Annotated in this window: 11 protein-coding genes and 2 pseudogenes; 8 read left to right on the forward strand and 5 right to left on the reverse strand. The window is 71.9% G+C overall.

The annotated features are described in order from the left end of the window. Window positions 1-2: 2 nt before the first annotated feature. Both ADEH_RS14550 and ADEH_RS14555 read right to left on the reverse strand, forming a co-directional pair. Window positions 3-1721 (reverse strand): HNH endonuclease signature motif containing protein, encoded by a 1719-nt coding sequence (locus ADEH_RS14550; protein WP_041453566.1) that lies wholly within the window; start codon window positions 1719-1721, stop codon window positions 3-5. A gap of 1676 nt (window positions 1722-3397) precedes the next feature. Further along, window positions 3398-3739: a hypothetical protein gene (locus tag ADEH_RS14555; RefSeq protein ID WP_157061368.1), complete on the reverse strand. Its 342-nt coding sequence runs from the start codon at window positions 3737-3739 to the stop codon at window positions 3398-3400. Between the two features lie 104 nt (window positions 3740-3843). Here ADEH_RS14555 and ADEH_RS23780 point away from each other — a divergent pair. From ADEH_RS23780 to ADEH_RS14565, 4 genes and pseudogenes are all read left to right on the forward strand, one after another. Continuing rightward, window positions 3844-4074 (forward strand): annotated as a pseudogene (locus ADEH_RS23780) (recombinase family protein); the annotation flags it as partial. 85 nt (window positions 4075-4159) lie between these two features. After that, window positions 4160-4686, forward strand: a pseudogene (locus ADEH_RS22590) (integrase core domain-containing protein); the annotation flags it as partial. A 457-nt stretch (window positions 4687-5143) separates the two neighbouring features. After that, the gene (locus ADEH_RS22595) at window positions 5144-5548 is read left to right on the forward strand and encodes a hypothetical protein (protein WP_157061369.1); all 405 of its coding nucleotides are present in this window, start codon (window positions 5144-5146) and stop codon (window positions 5546-5548) included. Further along, the gene (locus ADEH_RS14565; RefSeq protein WP_011421864.1) at window positions 5548-5970 is read left to right on the forward strand and encodes a hypothetical protein; all 423 of its coding nucleotides are present in this window, start codon (window positions 5548-5550) and stop codon (window positions 5968-5970) included. The genes ADEH_RS22595 and ADEH_RS14565 overlap by 1 nt, the downstream gene beginning before the upstream one ends. Before the next feature lie 516 nt (window positions 5971-6486). On the opposite strand, the gene ADEH_RS14575 is transcribed toward ADEH_RS14565, so the two are convergent. The 3 genes from ADEH_RS14575 to ADEH_RS14585 form a co-directional block, all read right to left on the reverse strand. Next, window positions 6487-8028, reverse strand: a complete 1542-nt coding sequence (locus ADEH_RS14575; RefSeq protein WP_011421865.1) for an RHS repeat domain-containing protein — start codon at window positions 8026-8028, stop codon at window positions 6487-6489. A 169-nt stretch (window positions 8029-8197) separates the two neighbouring features. After that, window positions 8198-9412, reverse strand: coding sequence for a DUF1015 domain-containing protein (locus ADEH_RS14580; protein WP_011421866.1), 1215 nt, complete (start codon window positions 9410-9412; stop codon window positions 8198-8200). A gap of 95 nt (window positions 9413-9507) precedes the next feature. Then, window positions 9508-9729 carry a hypothetical protein gene (locus tag ADEH_RS14585; RefSeq protein ID WP_012634061.1) on the reverse strand — a complete coding sequence of 74 codons (222 nt, stop codon included), beginning with the start codon at window positions 9727-9729 and terminating at the stop codon, window positions 9508-9510. 375 nt (window positions 9730-10104) lie between these two features. On the opposite strand from ADEH_RS14585, the gene ADEH_RS14590 reads away from it, so the two are divergent. The 4 genes from ADEH_RS14590 to ADEH_RS14605 all read left to right on the forward strand — a co-directional run bounded on the left by ADEH_RS14590 (window position 10105) and on the right by ADEH_RS14605 (window position 15488). Continuing rightward, window positions 10105-11478, forward strand: a complete 1374-nt coding sequence (locus ADEH_RS14590; RefSeq protein WP_011421867.1) for a CxxxxCH/CxxCH domain c-type cytochrome — start codon at window positions 10105-10107, stop codon at window positions 11476-11478. A gap of 182 nt (window positions 11479-11660) precedes the next feature. Then, window positions 11661-13628 (forward strand): CxxxxCH/CxxCH domain c-type cytochrome, encoded by a 1968-nt coding sequence (locus tag ADEH_RS14595; RefSeq protein WP_011421868.1) that lies wholly within the window; start codon window positions 11661-11663, stop codon window positions 13626-13628. A 150-nt stretch (window positions 13629-13778) separates the two neighbouring features. Next, window positions 13779-14540: an NYN domain-containing protein gene (locus ADEH_RS14600; RefSeq protein WP_011421869.1), complete on the forward strand. Its 762-nt coding sequence runs from the start codon at window positions 13779-13781 to the stop codon at window positions 14538-14540. Window positions 14541-14600: 60 nt separating this feature from the next. Beyond that, a complete protein-coding gene (locus ADEH_RS14605; RefSeq protein ID WP_011421870.1) occupies window positions 14601-15488 on the forward strand; it encodes a glucose 1-dehydrogenase in 888 nt (295 codons plus the stop codon). Window positions 15489-15500: the final 12 nt, after the last annotated feature.

Below are 15500 nucleotides of genomic sequence, written 5' to 3' on the forward strand. Positions count from 1 at the left end.
CATCAGCAGGTCGCCGGCGCGGCCCATCCGGGCGTGTCCGCGCCGCGCCGGTGCGGTCCTGCCCAGATCCGTCCGCCCAGCAGCCACACCAGCTCGCCCGGCGCGCGCCCCAGCACCGAGAGGAAGCCGCCGTGGATGCAGCGAAGGTGGTGGAACGCGCAGAGGCCCACCAGGTTCTCCGGGTCGTCGCTGCCACCGTGCGAGCGGAAGTCGATGTGGTGCGCGTGCGCCGCGTGCCGGCTGCAGCCCGGCACCTGGCACCAGCCCTGATCCCGCTCCCGGATGCGCCGCGAGCGCGTCGGTGACCGCCCCGGCGCGTCGCCCCAGGTCGCGAGGAAGTGGAAGGCGATGACCGCCAGGCAGGTTCCGGTGGAGAGCGCGGGCCCGTGCCGCTCCCGGACGGACGCGATGGCCGCCGCGAGCAGTACCCCGACCCCGCGCGGCAGGGACGCGACCAGCTTCCCCCGCGCACGCAGCTGCCCCTCGCGCTCGCCCTCCACCTCGCGGCGGAGCGCGACGCAGGTCGCCTCCAGCGCCCTCGGTATCCACTGACGGATGTCGGACTCCTGCAGCCGCGCCAGGACCCGCAGCTTCTCGTAGGAGACGCCCCGACGGCGAGCCTCCTCCAGCGCCGGCGACGCCGCCAGCCGGGCCTCCAGCGCCACTCGCTGCTCGACCGTCCGTGCCGGCAGCCCCAGCCGCTCCTCCACGTACTCCCGGAAGCTCCCGTAGCCGGCGAGCCGGTGCATCCCGCTCCGCTTCACCGCGTACCCGCACAACCCGATGATCCGCTCCCATCCGGCGCGGCACTCCGCCAGCGCGCGCAGGCGCGCGTCGAGCTCCTGCGCCGTCAGGCCGTCATCGAACGAGAGCTCCGGCGCGGGCACGGGTGGAACGTCCGGCAGCGCCGCCCACCCGTCTGGCCCCAGGCTCGCCGTGGCGGTCCGCCGGGTCGGCTCGGGGCCTCGCGCCCGAAACCCCGGACCCAGCGGGCGCGAGTCGTCTGCATCCGGATCGCCCGGATGCTCCGCCAGGTACTCCTGGGCCAGCGCCTCGAGCTGCTCGATGCGGCTCGATCCCGGCTCCAGCTCCCGGGCGAGGGAGAGCGCTTCGTCCAGCACGCGCCGCTCGTCCGGCGGCAGCTGCGTGCGCAGCTCGACCCACGCCTCGTCATCGTCACCATCGAACGCATCGCCCGGCGCGTCGCCCCGCGCCCGCGCCGCGCGGACCGCCGCCTCGAGCGTCCGGACCGTCTCCACGACGGCGCGCTCGACCCACGCCGCCTCCGCCTCGCCCACCGCGACCGGCAGGATCGTCTCCGCCGCCCGGAGCCGCACCCGCCCCGCGCGCAGCGCCTCGCGGAGCAGCGGCCGCTCGCACAGCCCCGCGCCCAGCCGCGCCAGGTTCTCGGCCGCGCGCTTGCCCAGGTCGAGCGCCTCGCGGGCGTAGTCGTCGAGGTGGCAGCCCAGCGCCGCCAGCCGGTCTCCCCGCTTCAGCGCCGCGAGCCCTTCCGCCAGCTCGACGTCGAGGCCTCCCCGCATCCGCGCCGCCCAGACGAGGAGGTGCTCGCCCGCGTCGCCCTCTAGCTCGCCCCCGCGGAACCAGGTTTCGATCTCGGCGAGCGTGAACGGCGGCAGCTCGACCCGCGGCGGCGCGTGGCGCGCCAGCGCCGCGTCCAGCGCGGCGGCGTCCAATCCGGCGGTGACGAGCGCGGCGTCCATTGCGCGCATCATTGCGTACGGGTCTGACACTCTCGGTCACGGCGCCGACCACGCCGGCGGCTCGGAGTGGGCTACAGGCCTAGCGAGCGCTTCGACCAGACGCTCTTCAGGATGGCGCCGCTCTCTACGGGCACGCGCGCAGCGTGGTCATCGTGAACTCGCCTTCGGCAACTTGAAGCAGGTGCGCGCCACCAGCGTTCCGCCCGAGGGCAGGCGCTTCAATCTCCCTGAGCCGTCGGCCGCCCCGCGGGTACTCCCCCCAATCTCCGGTTCCACCCTGTGGAGTTTCCCGTCCTTGAGGGCGAATACCTCGGTCCGTTGCCACTCTCCCAGACGTGGAGCACTGGAAGTTGCGTGCCTCCACATCAACTCGCGAGAACCGGCCTCTGGCGTCTGCATCGCAGTGGCGGGCACGACCACAACCTGGAACCCCTGCTCCTCGGGAAGGGTCGGCGCCCCAGGCACCTCGTATTCGAGTTCGACGCAACCCTGAAACCCATCCGGCAAAATCCATCTTGTTCCAGCAGGCGCCGAATGACAGCCAGACGCAAAGAGAACGGCAGCGATGTATACCGGCCGGACGTGCCTCGTTTGGCGCCCACTCCCACGATAGAGAGCCATCACTCGCGCCTCACCGCCATCTCAGCCCATTGCACTGGTTCACGCACTGTTCGTAGCTGGACTCCGCCCAATGCTGGCAGTTGGAGGAGAACAAGTTGTACCAACCCCGTTAGACAGGTCATCGAAGGCCCGTTGTAGGCACCTCTCGATGCAGCCATTCGTATCGACGAGATCGCAGCGATCGGGATTGAAGAAGTCGCGCGACGGAGCCCCTGGACCTCGCCAGCCACCGCTCGTGCTTGTCTTACCGCCGCAGACCGGAGCGTCGAGCCTTCCACCGTTATCCACGCATAGATACTCGTGATAAAGCGGATTATTCTCCCAATCGGTCCACCGGCGGGAGGCGCGGACCCGCCTGTCGGAGCAGGTCAACGAGACGAGGGTCGCGGTCTACCTCGCGCACGAGGCGCAGCGCGCCGGATGACGCCGGAGCCGCTCGTCCCCGGGCCCGCTCCGGTCCTCGAAGTGGACCGGCAGGACGGTGCCTCGGGCTGGGGCTTCGCACTTCCTCCGCGTTCTCGGCGGGGCTATGACGAACCTTCAACTCAGTTCGGCCGCACTGGCGTTCGCGTCGATATCCATCTCCCCGCCACCGCACCAGCAGCCGCAAAAGGCGTTATCCAGAAAAGGCCAACAGTCGCCAGGAACAGCAGTCCCGGAACGCCAGACAAGTCTGTTGGCTGATCAAGAACGTGTGCAAGTTCGTTGAGTGCCGCGAGAGCCACCGCGGCTGGAACGGCCATCGCCGTCCCGACCGCGAGTTTGTTCCGCGGCGCAGGTGCGGCTGCCACGTATCCGGCAGCGACCCACGACAGCCACACAAGCGTAGAGGCCACGTACAAACCACCCCGCGACGATAGCCTCGGAAGCAGGCCCATGAACGTGCCGTTCATGGCCAGCACAATCACAACCCCCCACATCCACGCACGCCGCATCGAGAACCGTCCTACTTGCCGGGAGAGGAATCCGGCTCCCCCGGCTGAGGGCCGGGGTTAATCGGCCAGTTGGGCCACCAGTCTGGGTTGACCGACAGACCACATGCGTTCAATGCCTGCTCAACGCAATGACAACAGTTGAAGCGCCGAGTTCACCAGCCGCTCCTCCAGCCGAGAGAGCCGCCCCATCCGCCAGCCGACATCGGCGACCCGCGCAACGAGGAGCCCCTCACCGGGCGACCGGGGGACGAGGGTCTGGAACCAGCCGGCCAGGTTGTCCTGATACTCCTCCGCACGCTCGGAGGGGAGCAGGACGCCTCGGGCGGCGAGGCGGTGAGTGGTGCCGTTCGTGGAGCTGGTCGCCTTCCCGGTCGGCGTCAGCGGGCCGGTGCCGGTGGCTCCGTTCGTCTTCGAGGCGGCGATCTGGGCGGTGGAGCGGAACGTCGTGGCGGGCGTGTCCATGCCCATCAAGATCCTCCCGGTGATCGACGTGTGGGAAGGACGAAGGCGGCCCCTGGCATAAGCCCCTGAGCGCGATCCCCACGCTCGTTACCGGGGAGATCGTCATGCACGCCGCCATCTACGTCCGGGTCAGCACCGACCGGCAGACCGTCCAGAACCAGCTCGCCGACCTCCACCGGCTCGTGGAGGCGCGGGGCTACGAGCCAGTCGTCTCCGAGGAGGTCGAGTCCGCAGCGAAGCACCGTCCCGTCCTGGATCGGCTCCAGGCCGACGCCCGAGCCGGCAGGGTCAGAGCCGTCGCTGTGTGGGCCCTCGACCGACTCCACCGCTCCATGGTGGGCGCCATCCAGACCGGTCCTGGAGCTCGACCGGCTCGGGGTGCGCGTGATGTCCGTCCGGGAGCCCTGGCTGGACACCGACAGCCGCGTCTTGCCGCCGGCGCCGACGCGTCAGCGCGAGCAGTGGACGATGGACTTCACCCAGGACTCGCTCGCGAGCGGGCGCCAGTTCAGGACGCTGAACGTGATCGACACCTTCACGCGCGAGTGCCTCGTCATCGAGGTCGACCACTCGCTCCCGAGCGCGCGGGTCGTCCGCGTGCTCGAGCGCCTCGTTCAGTTGTACGGCCTGCCCGAGGTGATTCGGTCGACAACGGCTCTGAGTTCACGAGCCACACCGTGGACGCCTGGGCGTACGAGCGCGGCATCAAGCTCGACTTCATCACCCCGGGCAAGCCGACCGAGAACGGTCACATCGAGAGCTTCAACGGAAAGTTCAGGGACGAGTGCCTGAACGAGAACTGGTTCATCAGCCTCGACGACGCGCGCAGGAAATTCGAGGTGTTCCGAGTCGACTACAACGAAGTCCGGCCGCACAGCTCTCTGGACAATCAGACGCCGAACGGGTTTGCTCGCAGTATCACCGGACTCACGCAGCTAGCCGTCTAGAGTCGGGGGGCAGGTCACGGCCCCTGGAGCCCCACGCTTCCCAGCAGCCGCTCGTCGTACTGCCCCGGCAGCCGCAGGTTCGTCACCTTCTGTCCGCCCGATGCCAGTTCACCGTAGGAGCACGACGAACCCGAGGGCGTTCGGGAGCTTGAAGCGTCCGAGGAGCCCGACGCGCCCTCCGGCGGCTCGTCGAACCCCCTGACGCGAGTTCCGGCCGGCGCAGGCGACGATGAGAGCCACTTCCCGGACGGTGCGTGAACCCCACCATCGCCTCGGCTCACGCCTGCGATTGATAGTGTCGGCGGTCAAACCGGCCGTGGCCGGGTGTCCCAGTAGGAAGCTACCGGACCACCCCCTGCTGCCTCACGCCGTTGTTGGCGTTCTTGGCCTTGCTGGAGGGGGAGGATTTCGGGACGCCAGCCTGCACCAGCGGACCAGGGTGCTACGCTCGGACACCATGAACACGCCGGCCGAAGCCCTCGCGCTGTCGCACATCGGCTACGCCGAGGCCCAGGTCGTCGCCCGGTTCATCGACGAGAAGCTCCGGGCAGCCGTCGATGAGCGCACGCCGACGGGGCTCCACGGCATCGCCTTCCAGGGCCAGCTACTCCGGACCATCGCGTGGCTGAGGAGCCTCGCCAAGCTGGACGACCCCGGCAACGACTTCCAGGCCATCACCTCGGCCGCGCGCTCGGTCTTCGAGAGCGCGGTGGACGTGACGCTGATGCACTTCGACGGGTCTGCGAACGGGCCAGAGAAGATGGACGCCTGGGAGGACTCCGCCAAGTTGAAGCACTCCCAGAACGCGACCGAGTACCTCGCCGCCTCGGGGCGGGCACCACCGACGCGGAGCGGACGGTGATGGCCTACGCCAGCCGCGAGAAGGACCGCGTCGAGAAGCTCCGGCTCCGCTGGTGGCCGAACGAGAACGGGCGGCACCCTCGGAACCGCTGGACAGGCCGCAACCTCGGGACCGACGCCCGGGAGGCCGACAAGCTCCTCCCCGAGGGCTTCGAGGAGTTCTACCGGATGCGCTACCCGCAACTCTGCTGGAACGTCCACGGGTCCGGGCTGGCCGGTGTCGCGAACGTCGGCCCCGAGGCGTTCGCCTACATCGGCGGCCAAGCCTACGGCGAGGCCGCCCAGTTCGCGACAGTCGTCGCCAAGGTCGTGGCGCTCCACTTCGGCCGCTGGAACGAGGAGGACTTCAACCGCCTCGCTCAGCGGGTCAAGGAGGCAAGGGCCGCCGTTTACCTCGCGCACCAGGCGCAGCGTGGAACGTGAGGCCGGACGAGCCGCTCGAACTCGGGGCCGCTCCGGTCCTCGAAGTGGACCGGCTGGCAGGACGGTGACCTCGGCCGTCCTCGTTCTACATCGGCACGAAGAGCAGCAGCGTCATCGTGCATGCCAGCACCGACGGAACGAGAGCAGCCGCCCATCGCAGGCGCCGAGTACCCGGTGCCATGAATCCGAGCCAACCAACGAGAGCAACTAGTGCGAACTTGTAGGTGGCAACTAGTTGCGCTCCTGGACCTGACTCCGGAGTACCGAGCCACAACAGAAGGGGCAGTATCGAAGCGCACCCAACAAGAGCCGCTACAGACGCCGACGAGAACGCCCAACAGGCGATAGCGAGGACAACGACATCAAGAACGATGGCGAGCACGGGCCCGAGCGCGCCCGTCCTTGCCATGAAGCCTTGCACTCCAGAGCCCGCAGGCGAGAACAGGAATATGGCCACAACCCCGATGAGGAGGCGTGCGACCCCAACCTTGGCGGCCTTCGAGATGACCTGCCGAATCACGGTCCGCATTGGCAGCTTCCCAATTGTTCGTAGCCAGGTAGGCGTTGATATCCGGGAGAAAACCCGACGTTGTTTGGCCATGGCCCCGAGTAGCCTCCGCGGCACATCTTTATCGCGTAGTCGACACAATCGCAGCAGTTGAACGTCCACATGCTGTACCGCCGCTGTTCGCAGTCCTTCATCGTCTGTTCCAGACAGCGGTCGAACGGCGTCTTGTCTCCGCAGGTAGGCGGGTCATTTGGCGGGTCGATGGGATGGCATTCGGCTGGCCAATCCGGCTGGAGGTCTCCGGTGACGTGTGGTGTATCGTCGTTGACCCACTCGGCCCAGTAACTGGTGGTGTCTCCGCTCGGGCCTCCCGTGCGCAGATAGCAGTGCTTGGCACCGAAGGTCCCCAAAGGACCCTTCACTGCGCGGCAGCACACTTCCGCATACAGCCCCGTCGAATCCGTCCACCGCATCGGATTCTGGTTCGCGTACCCGTACCAGTCCGGTCCGAACTCCCCATTGAGCCCACCCGCCAACGCCAATGGGTCCAACTCCAAGTACCGCCCCACCCCCGGCAGATACCACCTATTCCAGTTGTAGTACGGCCCCTGCATCCCGCCGATGCCCGCCGCCGCGAACAGCCGCTCGTCGTACTGCCCGGGGAACCGCAGGTTCGTCACGACCACCCTCCCGCTCGCGCTGTCCGCTTCGACCTGCTCCGTGCCCTCGCCGCTCGGGAGAACGTTCGACTTCCAGACGACCTGTCCGCTCGCGCTCGTCAGCGCTCGCGGGCGATTCAGGTGGTCCACGTGGAAGAAGTACGGCGCGCCTTCGTTCGGCGTCGGGCCTGGGTACTCCACCTGCACGAGCGGGGCGCCCTCGAGGAACACGTAGTCGCGCGCCGGCGCCCACGCATCACCGGAGACGACCACCTCCGAGCTGGGATTGCCCTCGAGATCGAACGTGAAGTACGTCCAGCGCCCGTCCGCGTCCCGCCGGCTCACGCGGCGCCCATGCGCGTCGTAGGTGAACTGCGCGATCACCTCCCGGACGTCCGCTTCGCTCCTGCATGCGAGGACGTCCGGCCCCCCCGTCGCGGGAGCGGCGAGGCCCGCGAGCACGAGCCGCCCCAGCGCGTCATGCACGAGGCAGAGGGTCGAGGTGAGCGCTGCGCCCGCATCGTCGTAGTGCGAGATCGCGCTGACGTTGCTCTGGTCGTCGTAAGCGAAGGCGAGGCCGACCTCGTCGTAGACGTACGACGTCGTCTGGCTTCCATCGGCGATGGAAGTGAGGCGACCGAGCGCACCGGCGTCCTCGTCGTATCGCATCACGTACGACACCGCCGGCGCGCCCGCCGAGCTCGTCGCGTCGACGTTCGTGAGCCGGTCGAGACCGTCGTACCGGTACACGGTCGAGGTGGTTCCCCAGGCGCGGGCGATGACATTTCCGCGGGCGTCGTATCGAGCGACCTCGTTCACCTCGACCGAGACGTCGGCCGCCGCCGCAGACGTGAAGCCCGGTTGCGGCGAGCCGGGCGGCCGACGGCGCATCCTTCGTCGCGCTCCACACGGCGCGGACCGCCGCACGCAGGTGCGCCGCGATGATCCCGCCCCGCGCGCCGGCCCCGACGACGAGGATCCTGGCGGACACCGTCACCTCCCCAATCCGGCGCCGCGGGCGCAGCGCGACGCCACGTCCGGGCGGCGCGCCGGCCCCTCGCTAGAACCCGTGCACGAACAGCCCCGAGCGCAGCTTCGGCTCGAACCAGGTGCTCTTCGGCGGCATGAGCTTGCCGGCGTCGGAGACGGCGATGAGCTGCTCGATGCGCGTGGGGAACAGGTGCAGCGCGAGCGACCAGCCCTCCTCGTTCACCCGGCGCTCCAGCTCCTGGTGGCCGCGGATGCCGCCCACGAAGTCCACGTCCTTCGACGTCCGGGGATCGCGGATGCCGAACAGCGGCTCGAGGAGCTGGTCCTGCGCGATGGAGCAGTCGAGCGCCTTCACCGGATCCGACGCGTCGAAGCTGCCCTTGCGGACGTGGGCGTGCCACCAGCGGCCGCCGAGGTACACGCCGAACGCGAGCGGGTGATCGGGGCGCGCGTCCTTCGCGGGCTCGAGGTCGAGCACCTGGCGCAGCGCCTCGAGCAGCGCGTCGGGCGAGCGGCGCTGCGGATCGCGCACCAGCCGGTTGTAGGCGAGGATCTGCATCTGGTCGTGCGGGAACACCACCGCGAGGAACGCGCCGTGCTCGCCGGGCTGGCCGCGGCGCGCGGCGTGGACGCGGGAGGCGGCGGCGGAGCGGTGGTGGCCGTCCGCCACGTAGAGCGCGGGGACGCCGCGGAACAGCTGCTCGATGCGCGCGCCGAGCGCGGGCGGGACCACCCAGAGCTGGTGGGCGACGCCGTCGGGCGTGACGAGGTCGTACTCGGGCGCGGCGCGCTTCACCTCCTCGATCGCCGTGTCGATGTCGGGCACCGCGCGGTAGGTGAGGAACACCGGCTCGTCGTGCGCCGAGAGCGTGTCGATGTGGCGGACGCGGTCGTCCTCCTTGTCCGCGCGCGTCTTCTCGTGCTTCTTGATGACGTCGCGGTCGTACTCGTCCACCGACGCGCACGCCACCAGGCCGGTCTGCCGGTGCTCGCCCATGCGCTGCGCGTACACGTACAAGCGCGGCTCGGGGTCGGCGCGCAGCACGCCGCGGCGCACCAGCTCGTCCAGGTTCTCGCGCCCCTTCGCGTAGACCGGGTCGGAGTGCTCGTCCACGCCCTCGGGCAGGTCGATCTCCGGCCGCGAGACGCGCAGGAAGCTGTCGGCGTTCCCGGCGGCGAGCGCGCGCGCCTCCTTCGTGGAGACGACGTCGTACGGCGGGGAGGCGACCTGGGCGGCGAGGGCGGCGGGCGGGCGCAGGGCGCGGAACGGGCTGAGCGTGGCCATCGATCCTCCGGGCGGCGCGGCGGCCGCCGGCGAGTGGAAGGGGGTCCGGCGCGCGGGGGCGCCGGCGGGCCACTCGTCTTAACAGGGGCGCCCGCTCAGCCCCACAGCTTCTCGTCGCGGTGCTTCAGCACGTGGCCGCAGACGGCGCAGACCCGGACCGCGCCGCCCACCCCGGCCGAGCGGCCGTCGGCGTACGTGTGATCGCAGTCCTCGAGCAGCCGGGCCTCGTCGGCGCGGAGCGCGGCGAGCGCCGCCTCGTGCTTCGCGATCTCCACCCGCAGCTCCGTACGGCGGGCCAGCCTTTCGGACTGTGTCACGCACGCCCTCCCCGGTTCGTTCCTGGTATCCGCCGAGTGTATCGGGGAAGTTCGCGCCGCGCGCGCTGGCGACCGCCAACCTCCCGGATCGCGCGCGCTCCGAGGCGCCGGTCCTGCCGGGCCGGGTGCGCAAGGATTGCACCGGTCGGGCGGCCGCCGCGTCCCTTGCGCGTGGGACACCGCGGGCGCGCACCTTGTCCCACCCATTCGCGTCAGGAGTTCCCGCGGGGTTAGCGCTGGGTACGCGTCTCCGGCCCTTTCCGGCACGTCCGTTGCTCGACTGGCACCCCCAAACGTGGCGCCACGGCCGCCGCCCGCCCACGATCCGGTGCTCCAGCGCCGGGCCGCTCGCGGGCCGCCGCCCGGAGACGAACCATGGCCTCGACCCATCGCGCGGTGCTCGCAGCGCTCGCCCTCCTCACCTCCACCGCCGCCTGCGACCGGGCTCGCCCGACGCTCGGGGACGCCGGCGCCGACGCGGGCGGCGGCGACTGCACCACCTGCCACGGCGACGCGGCCCGCTCCGAGGGGAACGCGCTGCTCCAGGCGGCCCCGCCGCTCGACGCGCACGGCAGCGCCAGCGGGCCGGCGGTCGGCGCCCACCAGGTCCACCTGCACGCGACCGCGGTGTCCGGGCCCATCGCCTGCGCCGAGTGCCACGCCGTGCCCACGCAGCGGCTCCACTCGAACGGCCAGGTGGACCTCGCGTTCGGCGCGCTCGCCCGCGCGAGCGGCGCGTCGCCGGCGTTCGCCGGCGGAAGCTGCTCCGGCGTGTACTGCCACGGCGCGACGCTCTCGGGCGGGAGCCTCACCGCGCCGGCCTGGGGCGGCGCCGGCCCGCTCGGCTGCGGGAGCTGCCACGGCGCACCCCCGCCGTCGCACGCCGCCGGCGCGACCGCCTGCGCCAGCTGCCACCCCGGCACGGTCAACACCGACGGCACGCTGAACCTCGCCGGCGGCCTGCACCTCAACGGCGTCGTGGACGTGAACCGCGCACACGCCGACGGCTGGTCGGACCCGGCGCAGCACGGGCGCGCCGCGAAGCGCGACCTCGCGAGCTGCACCGCGTGCCACGGCGCCGACTACGCCGGCGGGACCTCCGGCGTCTCCTGCAACGGCTGCCACGGCGGCACCGCCTGGCAGTCGAACTGCACCTTCTGCCACGGCACCAAGGTCGCCGCGTACACCGCCGCGGACCTGCCCAGCGCCGCGCCGCCGCTCGGCACGCAGGGCGAGACGGCCACCACCGATCGCGCCGTCGGCGCGCACCGGGCGCACCTCGACGGCGGGGCGATCGCCGGCGCGGTGGCGTGCGCCGAGTGCCACGCCGTGCCCGCCGACCTCGGCCACCTCGACGGCGCCGCGCAGGTGGTCTTCGGCGCCGCCGCCGGCCGCGACGGCGCCGCGCCGGCGTGGAGCGGGACGACCTGCGCGTCCACCTACTGCCACGGCTCCATCGCAGGTGCCGCCGCGCCGGCGCCGGTGTGGACCTCGACGGCCGGGACCACCTGCGCGTCCTGCCACCTGCCGCAGAACGGCTCCGGAACGTCCGCTTACTCCGGGCGTCACTACCTGCACGTCTCCAGCCGCGGGATCTCCTGCGCGACCTGCCACGGGACCGGGTACACTGCGAGCGCCGTCGCCCCGGCCACGCACGTGGACGGGGCGCGGCAGCTGCAGCCCATCGTCGGCTGGAACGCGGCCTCCCGGAGCTGTGCGCCGGGGTGCCACGGCGGCGAGACCTGGTAGCGGACCGTCGGTCGGCTGCCGGAACGCGCCGCGCCCGGGGGCACACGTCACGCGATCCGCGCCTCCTGCGGTCGGGTGACGCGTCCCTTGCGCACGGTCAAGCCACCGGCCCGCCGACGAGGGCATTCTGGCCCCGCGCGCCGGCCCATCCGGGCCCGGCGACGGACCGAGGACCCTCCCGAATGCGCTCCGCTCGAATCACCCCGCTCGTCCTTACCCTCGCCCTGCTCGCCGCCTGCTCGGCCCGCAAGGTGGAGGAGGCCGCCGAGGCGGGCTCCACCTGCACGCGCTGCCACGGCGGCGTGGACAACCTCACCGGCGCTCCCCCGCGCGACGCCCACGGCAGCCTGACCGGCCCGAAGGTCGGCGCGCACACCGCGCACCTCGGCGCCGGCGTCGCCTGCGAGACGTGCCACAAGGTGCCGTCCTCGGTGGACGATCCCGACCACATCGGCCCCGACACCATCAAGGTCCGGTTCGGCCAGGCCGCGAAGCTCGGCGGCGCGAGCCCGACGTACGCCGCCGGCACCGGCACGCTCGGCGGCACCTGCTCGAGCACGTACTGCCACGGCAGCACGCTGTTCGCGGGCGGCACCACCCCGAACCCGTCCTGGAACCAGCCGAAGCCCAGCGCGGCGGAGCGCTGCCAGGCCTGCCACGGCAACCCGCCGCCCAGCCACAGCGCGCTCGCGACGAACTGCTTCCAGTGCCACTCCGACTCGGTGGACGCGAACCAGCAGGTCAAGCCCGGCGGCAAGCACGTGGACGGCCACGTGGACATCGTGGCGCTGACCGCGTGCGCCGGCTGCCACGGCGACCCGAGCCGCACGCAGGACTCGCCGCTCGTCCGCGCCGCGCCGCCGGTGGACACGCAGGGCAACGTCACCGGCGCGCGCGTCGGCGCGCACCTCGCCCACCTGCGCGACGGCCCGCTCGCCAAGGCGTTCGCGTGCAGCCAGTGCCACGTCGTCCCGACCGACTCGGCGCACGCCTCGAACGGCGCGCCGGTGGTCACCTTCGGCCCGCTCGCGTCGCTGAACGCGACCCCGAGCTACGCGAACGGCACCTGCAGCGGCGTCTACTGCCACGGCGGCGGCACCACGCCCATCGGCGGCGGCGGCCTGAACGTCGCCCCGACCTGGACGCAGGGGAGCGCCGGCGCGACGTGCGGGAGCTGCCACGCGCTCGTCCCGCCCTCGCCGCACCCGTCGGTCGATCGGAACGGCGCGCCGCTCGGCTCGCTGCCGCAGTGCTCGCAGTGCCACCCCGGCACCGTGAACCCGGACGGCTCGATGTTCGTCGCGAACGGCCTGCACGTGAACGGCGTGGTGGACCAGAACGTCCACCCGGCCGGCTGGCTCGCCCCCGCGGGCGCGCAGCAGCCCCACGGGCTGGCGGCGAACTTCCACGACGCGGCGTACCCGCGCGGCCTCGACGACTGCCGGAGCTGCCACGGCGCCGACCTGAACGGCGGCCCCGGCGCCGGCGTGTCGTGCAACGCCTGCCACGCGGCGAACGGCCAGGAGGCCTGGCAGACGAGCTGCACGTTCTGCCACGGCGAGCCGAACCGCGCCCAGTTCGCGGCGGCGCCGCCGGTGGACACGCAGGGCCACGTGGCGCCGTCGGAGCGCGGCGTCGGCGCGCACCAGACGCACCTGTTCGGCAAGCAGCCCACCGGCGCCATCAGCAACGGCGTCGCCTGCGGCGCCTGCCACGACGGGCAGCCGTACGCCGACCTCGCGCACGTGAACGGCACCGTCGCGGTGGCGCTCAAGACCCCGGGCGGCGCGGCCGCCGGCACGTTCGACGCCGGCGCCGGCACCTGCGCGTCCACGTACTGCCACGGCGGGTTCCGCGGCGGGAAGGCGGCCACCCCGGCCTGGATCGCGACCTCGGTGGACTGCGGCAGCTGCCACGCGTCGCAGACCGGCACCGACTTCAGCGACGCGCACGCGACGCACGTCGGCGCGTTCAAGCTGTCCTGCGGCGTCTGCCACTCCGCCGCGTACGCGCCCGGCGCCACGCCGCCCGCCGCGGACAAGGCGCTGCACGTGAACGGGCTGGTGGACGTGGCGGCCGCGGTCAACTACGACCGGACCACGCACGGCTGCGCCGTCGCCTGCCACGGCCCGGACCGCGCCTGGTACTGATCCACCACGACGTACCGTGAAGGTCCCGAGGCCGGGGGGTCCGCCCCCCGGCCTCGGCGTTTCGGCCCTTTTCCTTGCGCCCGCGCCCCGCACCTGTCAGGTTCCGGGCGCTGCGGGCCCCTGCCCGGCCTGCCCGGAGGCCCCCTTCCCATGCGCCGCGAGCACAGCGATCAGCGGATCGCGCTCTTCATCGACTTCGAGAACCTCGTCACCCGCACCGGCCTCTCGGCCGAGACGTTCGACCTCCAGCCAGCGCTCGACACGCTGCTCGAGAAGGGCAAGGTGGTCTTCCGCCGGGCCTACGCCGACTGGACGCGCTTCTCCGCCGCCACCCCGCGCCTGCACGAGAAGGGCGTCGAGCTGGTGGACGTGCCGCCCTCGACCCGCGCCGGGAAGAACGGCGCCGACATGCGCCTCGTCATCGACGCGCTCGAGCTCGCCTACCTGCGCGAGCACATCGACACGTTCGTGATCGCGTCGGGCGACTCCGACTTCTGCCCCCTCGCCTACAAGCTGCGCGAGAACGACCGGACCGTCATCGGCATGGCCGTGCGGGAGGCGACCAGCCCCCTGTTCGTGAAGGCCTGCGACGAGTTCATCTACCTGCGCCCCGGCAGCCGCCGCCGCGCCGAGGGCGGCGGCAAGGAGAAGGCCGAGCGGCCCAAGGAGAAGATCGCCGCCGTGGTCCCCGACGTCGCGCGCGAGGCCACCGCCGCCATCCTGGGGCGCGCCGCCGGCCCGGTGAACCCGTCCGCCATCAAGGCCGCGATCGTGCGCCGCCAGCCCGACTTCGACGAGCGCGAGCACGGGTTCTCGTCCTTCAACCGGATGCTGGAGGCCATGGAGACCGAGGGCCTGCTCCGCCGCGAGCAGGGCGCCAAGGGCCAGTGGTACGTGGTCCCCGCGGCCTAGGCTCGCTCCCGTCACCGCGCGCCGGCGCGCTCCGCCCTAGCTTCTCGGGCAGGAGGCGCCATGGCGAAGGATCGGAACCCCGACCCGCGGCAGGGCGGCGCGAAGCCGCCCTACCCGAAGCAGCAGCAGGAGACGCCCGGCAGCGAGGCCGGCATGCGCCCGCGGCCGGACTTCGGCGAGCGGACCTATCGCGGGCACGGCCGCCTCCAGGACCGGGTCGCCATCGTCACCGGGGGTGACAGCGGCATCGGGCGCGCGGTGGCGCTCGCGTTCGCGCGCGAGGGCGCGCACGTCGTGATCTCGTACCTGTCCGAGCACGAGGACGCCGAGGAGACGCGGCGCGTGGTGGATGCGTCCGGGCGCACCGCCGTGCTGGTGGCCGGCGACCTCTCCGAGGACGCCCAGTGCGCGCGGGTGGTGCAGGCGGCCATCGAGCGCTTCGGCCGGCTGGACGTGCTCGTGAACAACGCCGCGTTCCAGGGGCGCGCGGTGGAGCGGTTCGAGGACCTCGACGCCGAGCGTGTCGAGTGGACGTTCCGGACGAACGTGGTGGCCATGTTCAACCTCGTCCGCCACGCCCTCCCCCACCTGAAGCCCGGCGCCGCGATCGTCAACACGACGTCGATCCAGGCGTACCACCCCAACCCGCAGATCCTGGACTACGCCGCCACCAAGGGCGCGATCCGGACGTTCACGCAGGGGCTCTCGAAGGAGCTGGCCGCGCGCGGCATCCGCGTGAACGGCGTCGCGCCCGGCCCGATCTGGACGCCGCTCATCCCGCAGTCCTTCCCGGACGAGAAGGTCGAGAAGCACGGCGAGAGCGCGCCCATGGAGCGCGCCGGCCAGCCGGCCGAGGTCGCGCCGGTGTTCGTGTTCCTCGCCTCCGACGACGCGCGCTACGTCAGCGGGGAGATCGTGGGCGTGACCGGGGGGTCGCCGCTGGCGTAGCGGCGTCGCCAG

The organism is Anaeromyxobacter dehalogenans 2CP-C (genome assembly GCF_000013385.1).
Classification (GTDB): Bacteria; Myxococcota; Myxococcia; order Myxococcales; family Anaeromyxobacteraceae; genus Anaeromyxobacter; species Anaeromyxobacter dehalogenans_B.

Coding starts and splice junctions, on each gene's coding strand:
- ADEH_RS14600 (WP_011421869.1), top strand. CDS start 13,779: ATGCGCCGCGAGCACAGCGATCAGCGGATCGCGCTCTTCATCGACTTC.
- ADEH_RS22595 (WP_157061369.1), top strand. CDS start 5,144: ATGAACACGCCGGCCGAAGCCCTCGCGCTGTCGCACATCGGCTACGCC.
- ADEH_RS14590 (WP_011421867.1), top strand. CDS start 10,105: ATGGCCTCGACCCATCGCGCGGTGCTCGCAGCGCTCGCCCTCCTCACC.
- ADEH_RS14605 (WP_011421870.1), top strand. CDS start 14,601: ATGGCGAAGGATCGGAACCCCGACCCGCGGCAGGGCGGCGCGAAGCCG.
- ADEH_RS14580 (WP_011421866.1), bottom strand. CDS start 9,412: ATGGCCACGCTCAGCCCGTTCCGCGCCCTGCGCCCGCCCGCCGCCCTC.
- ADEH_RS14575 (WP_011421865.1), bottom strand. CDS start 8,028: ATGCGCCGTCGGCCGCCCGGCTCGCCGCAACCGGGCTTCACGTCTGCG.
- ADEH_RS14555 (WP_157061368.1), bottom strand. CDS start 3,739: ATGGACACGCCCGCCACGACGTTCCGCTCCACCGCCCAGATCGCCGCC.
- ADEH_RS14550 (WP_041453566.1), bottom strand. CDS start 1,721: ATGGACGCCGCGCTCGTCACCGCCGGATTGGACGCCGCCGCGCTGGAC.
- ADEH_RS14565 (WP_011421864.1), top strand. CDS start 5,548: ATGGCCTACGCCAGCCGCGAGAAGGACCGCGTCGAGAAGCTCCGGCTC.
- ADEH_RS14595 (WP_011421868.1), top strand. CDS start 11,661: ATGCGCTCCGCTCGAATCACCCCGCTCGTCCTTACCCTCGCCCTGCTC.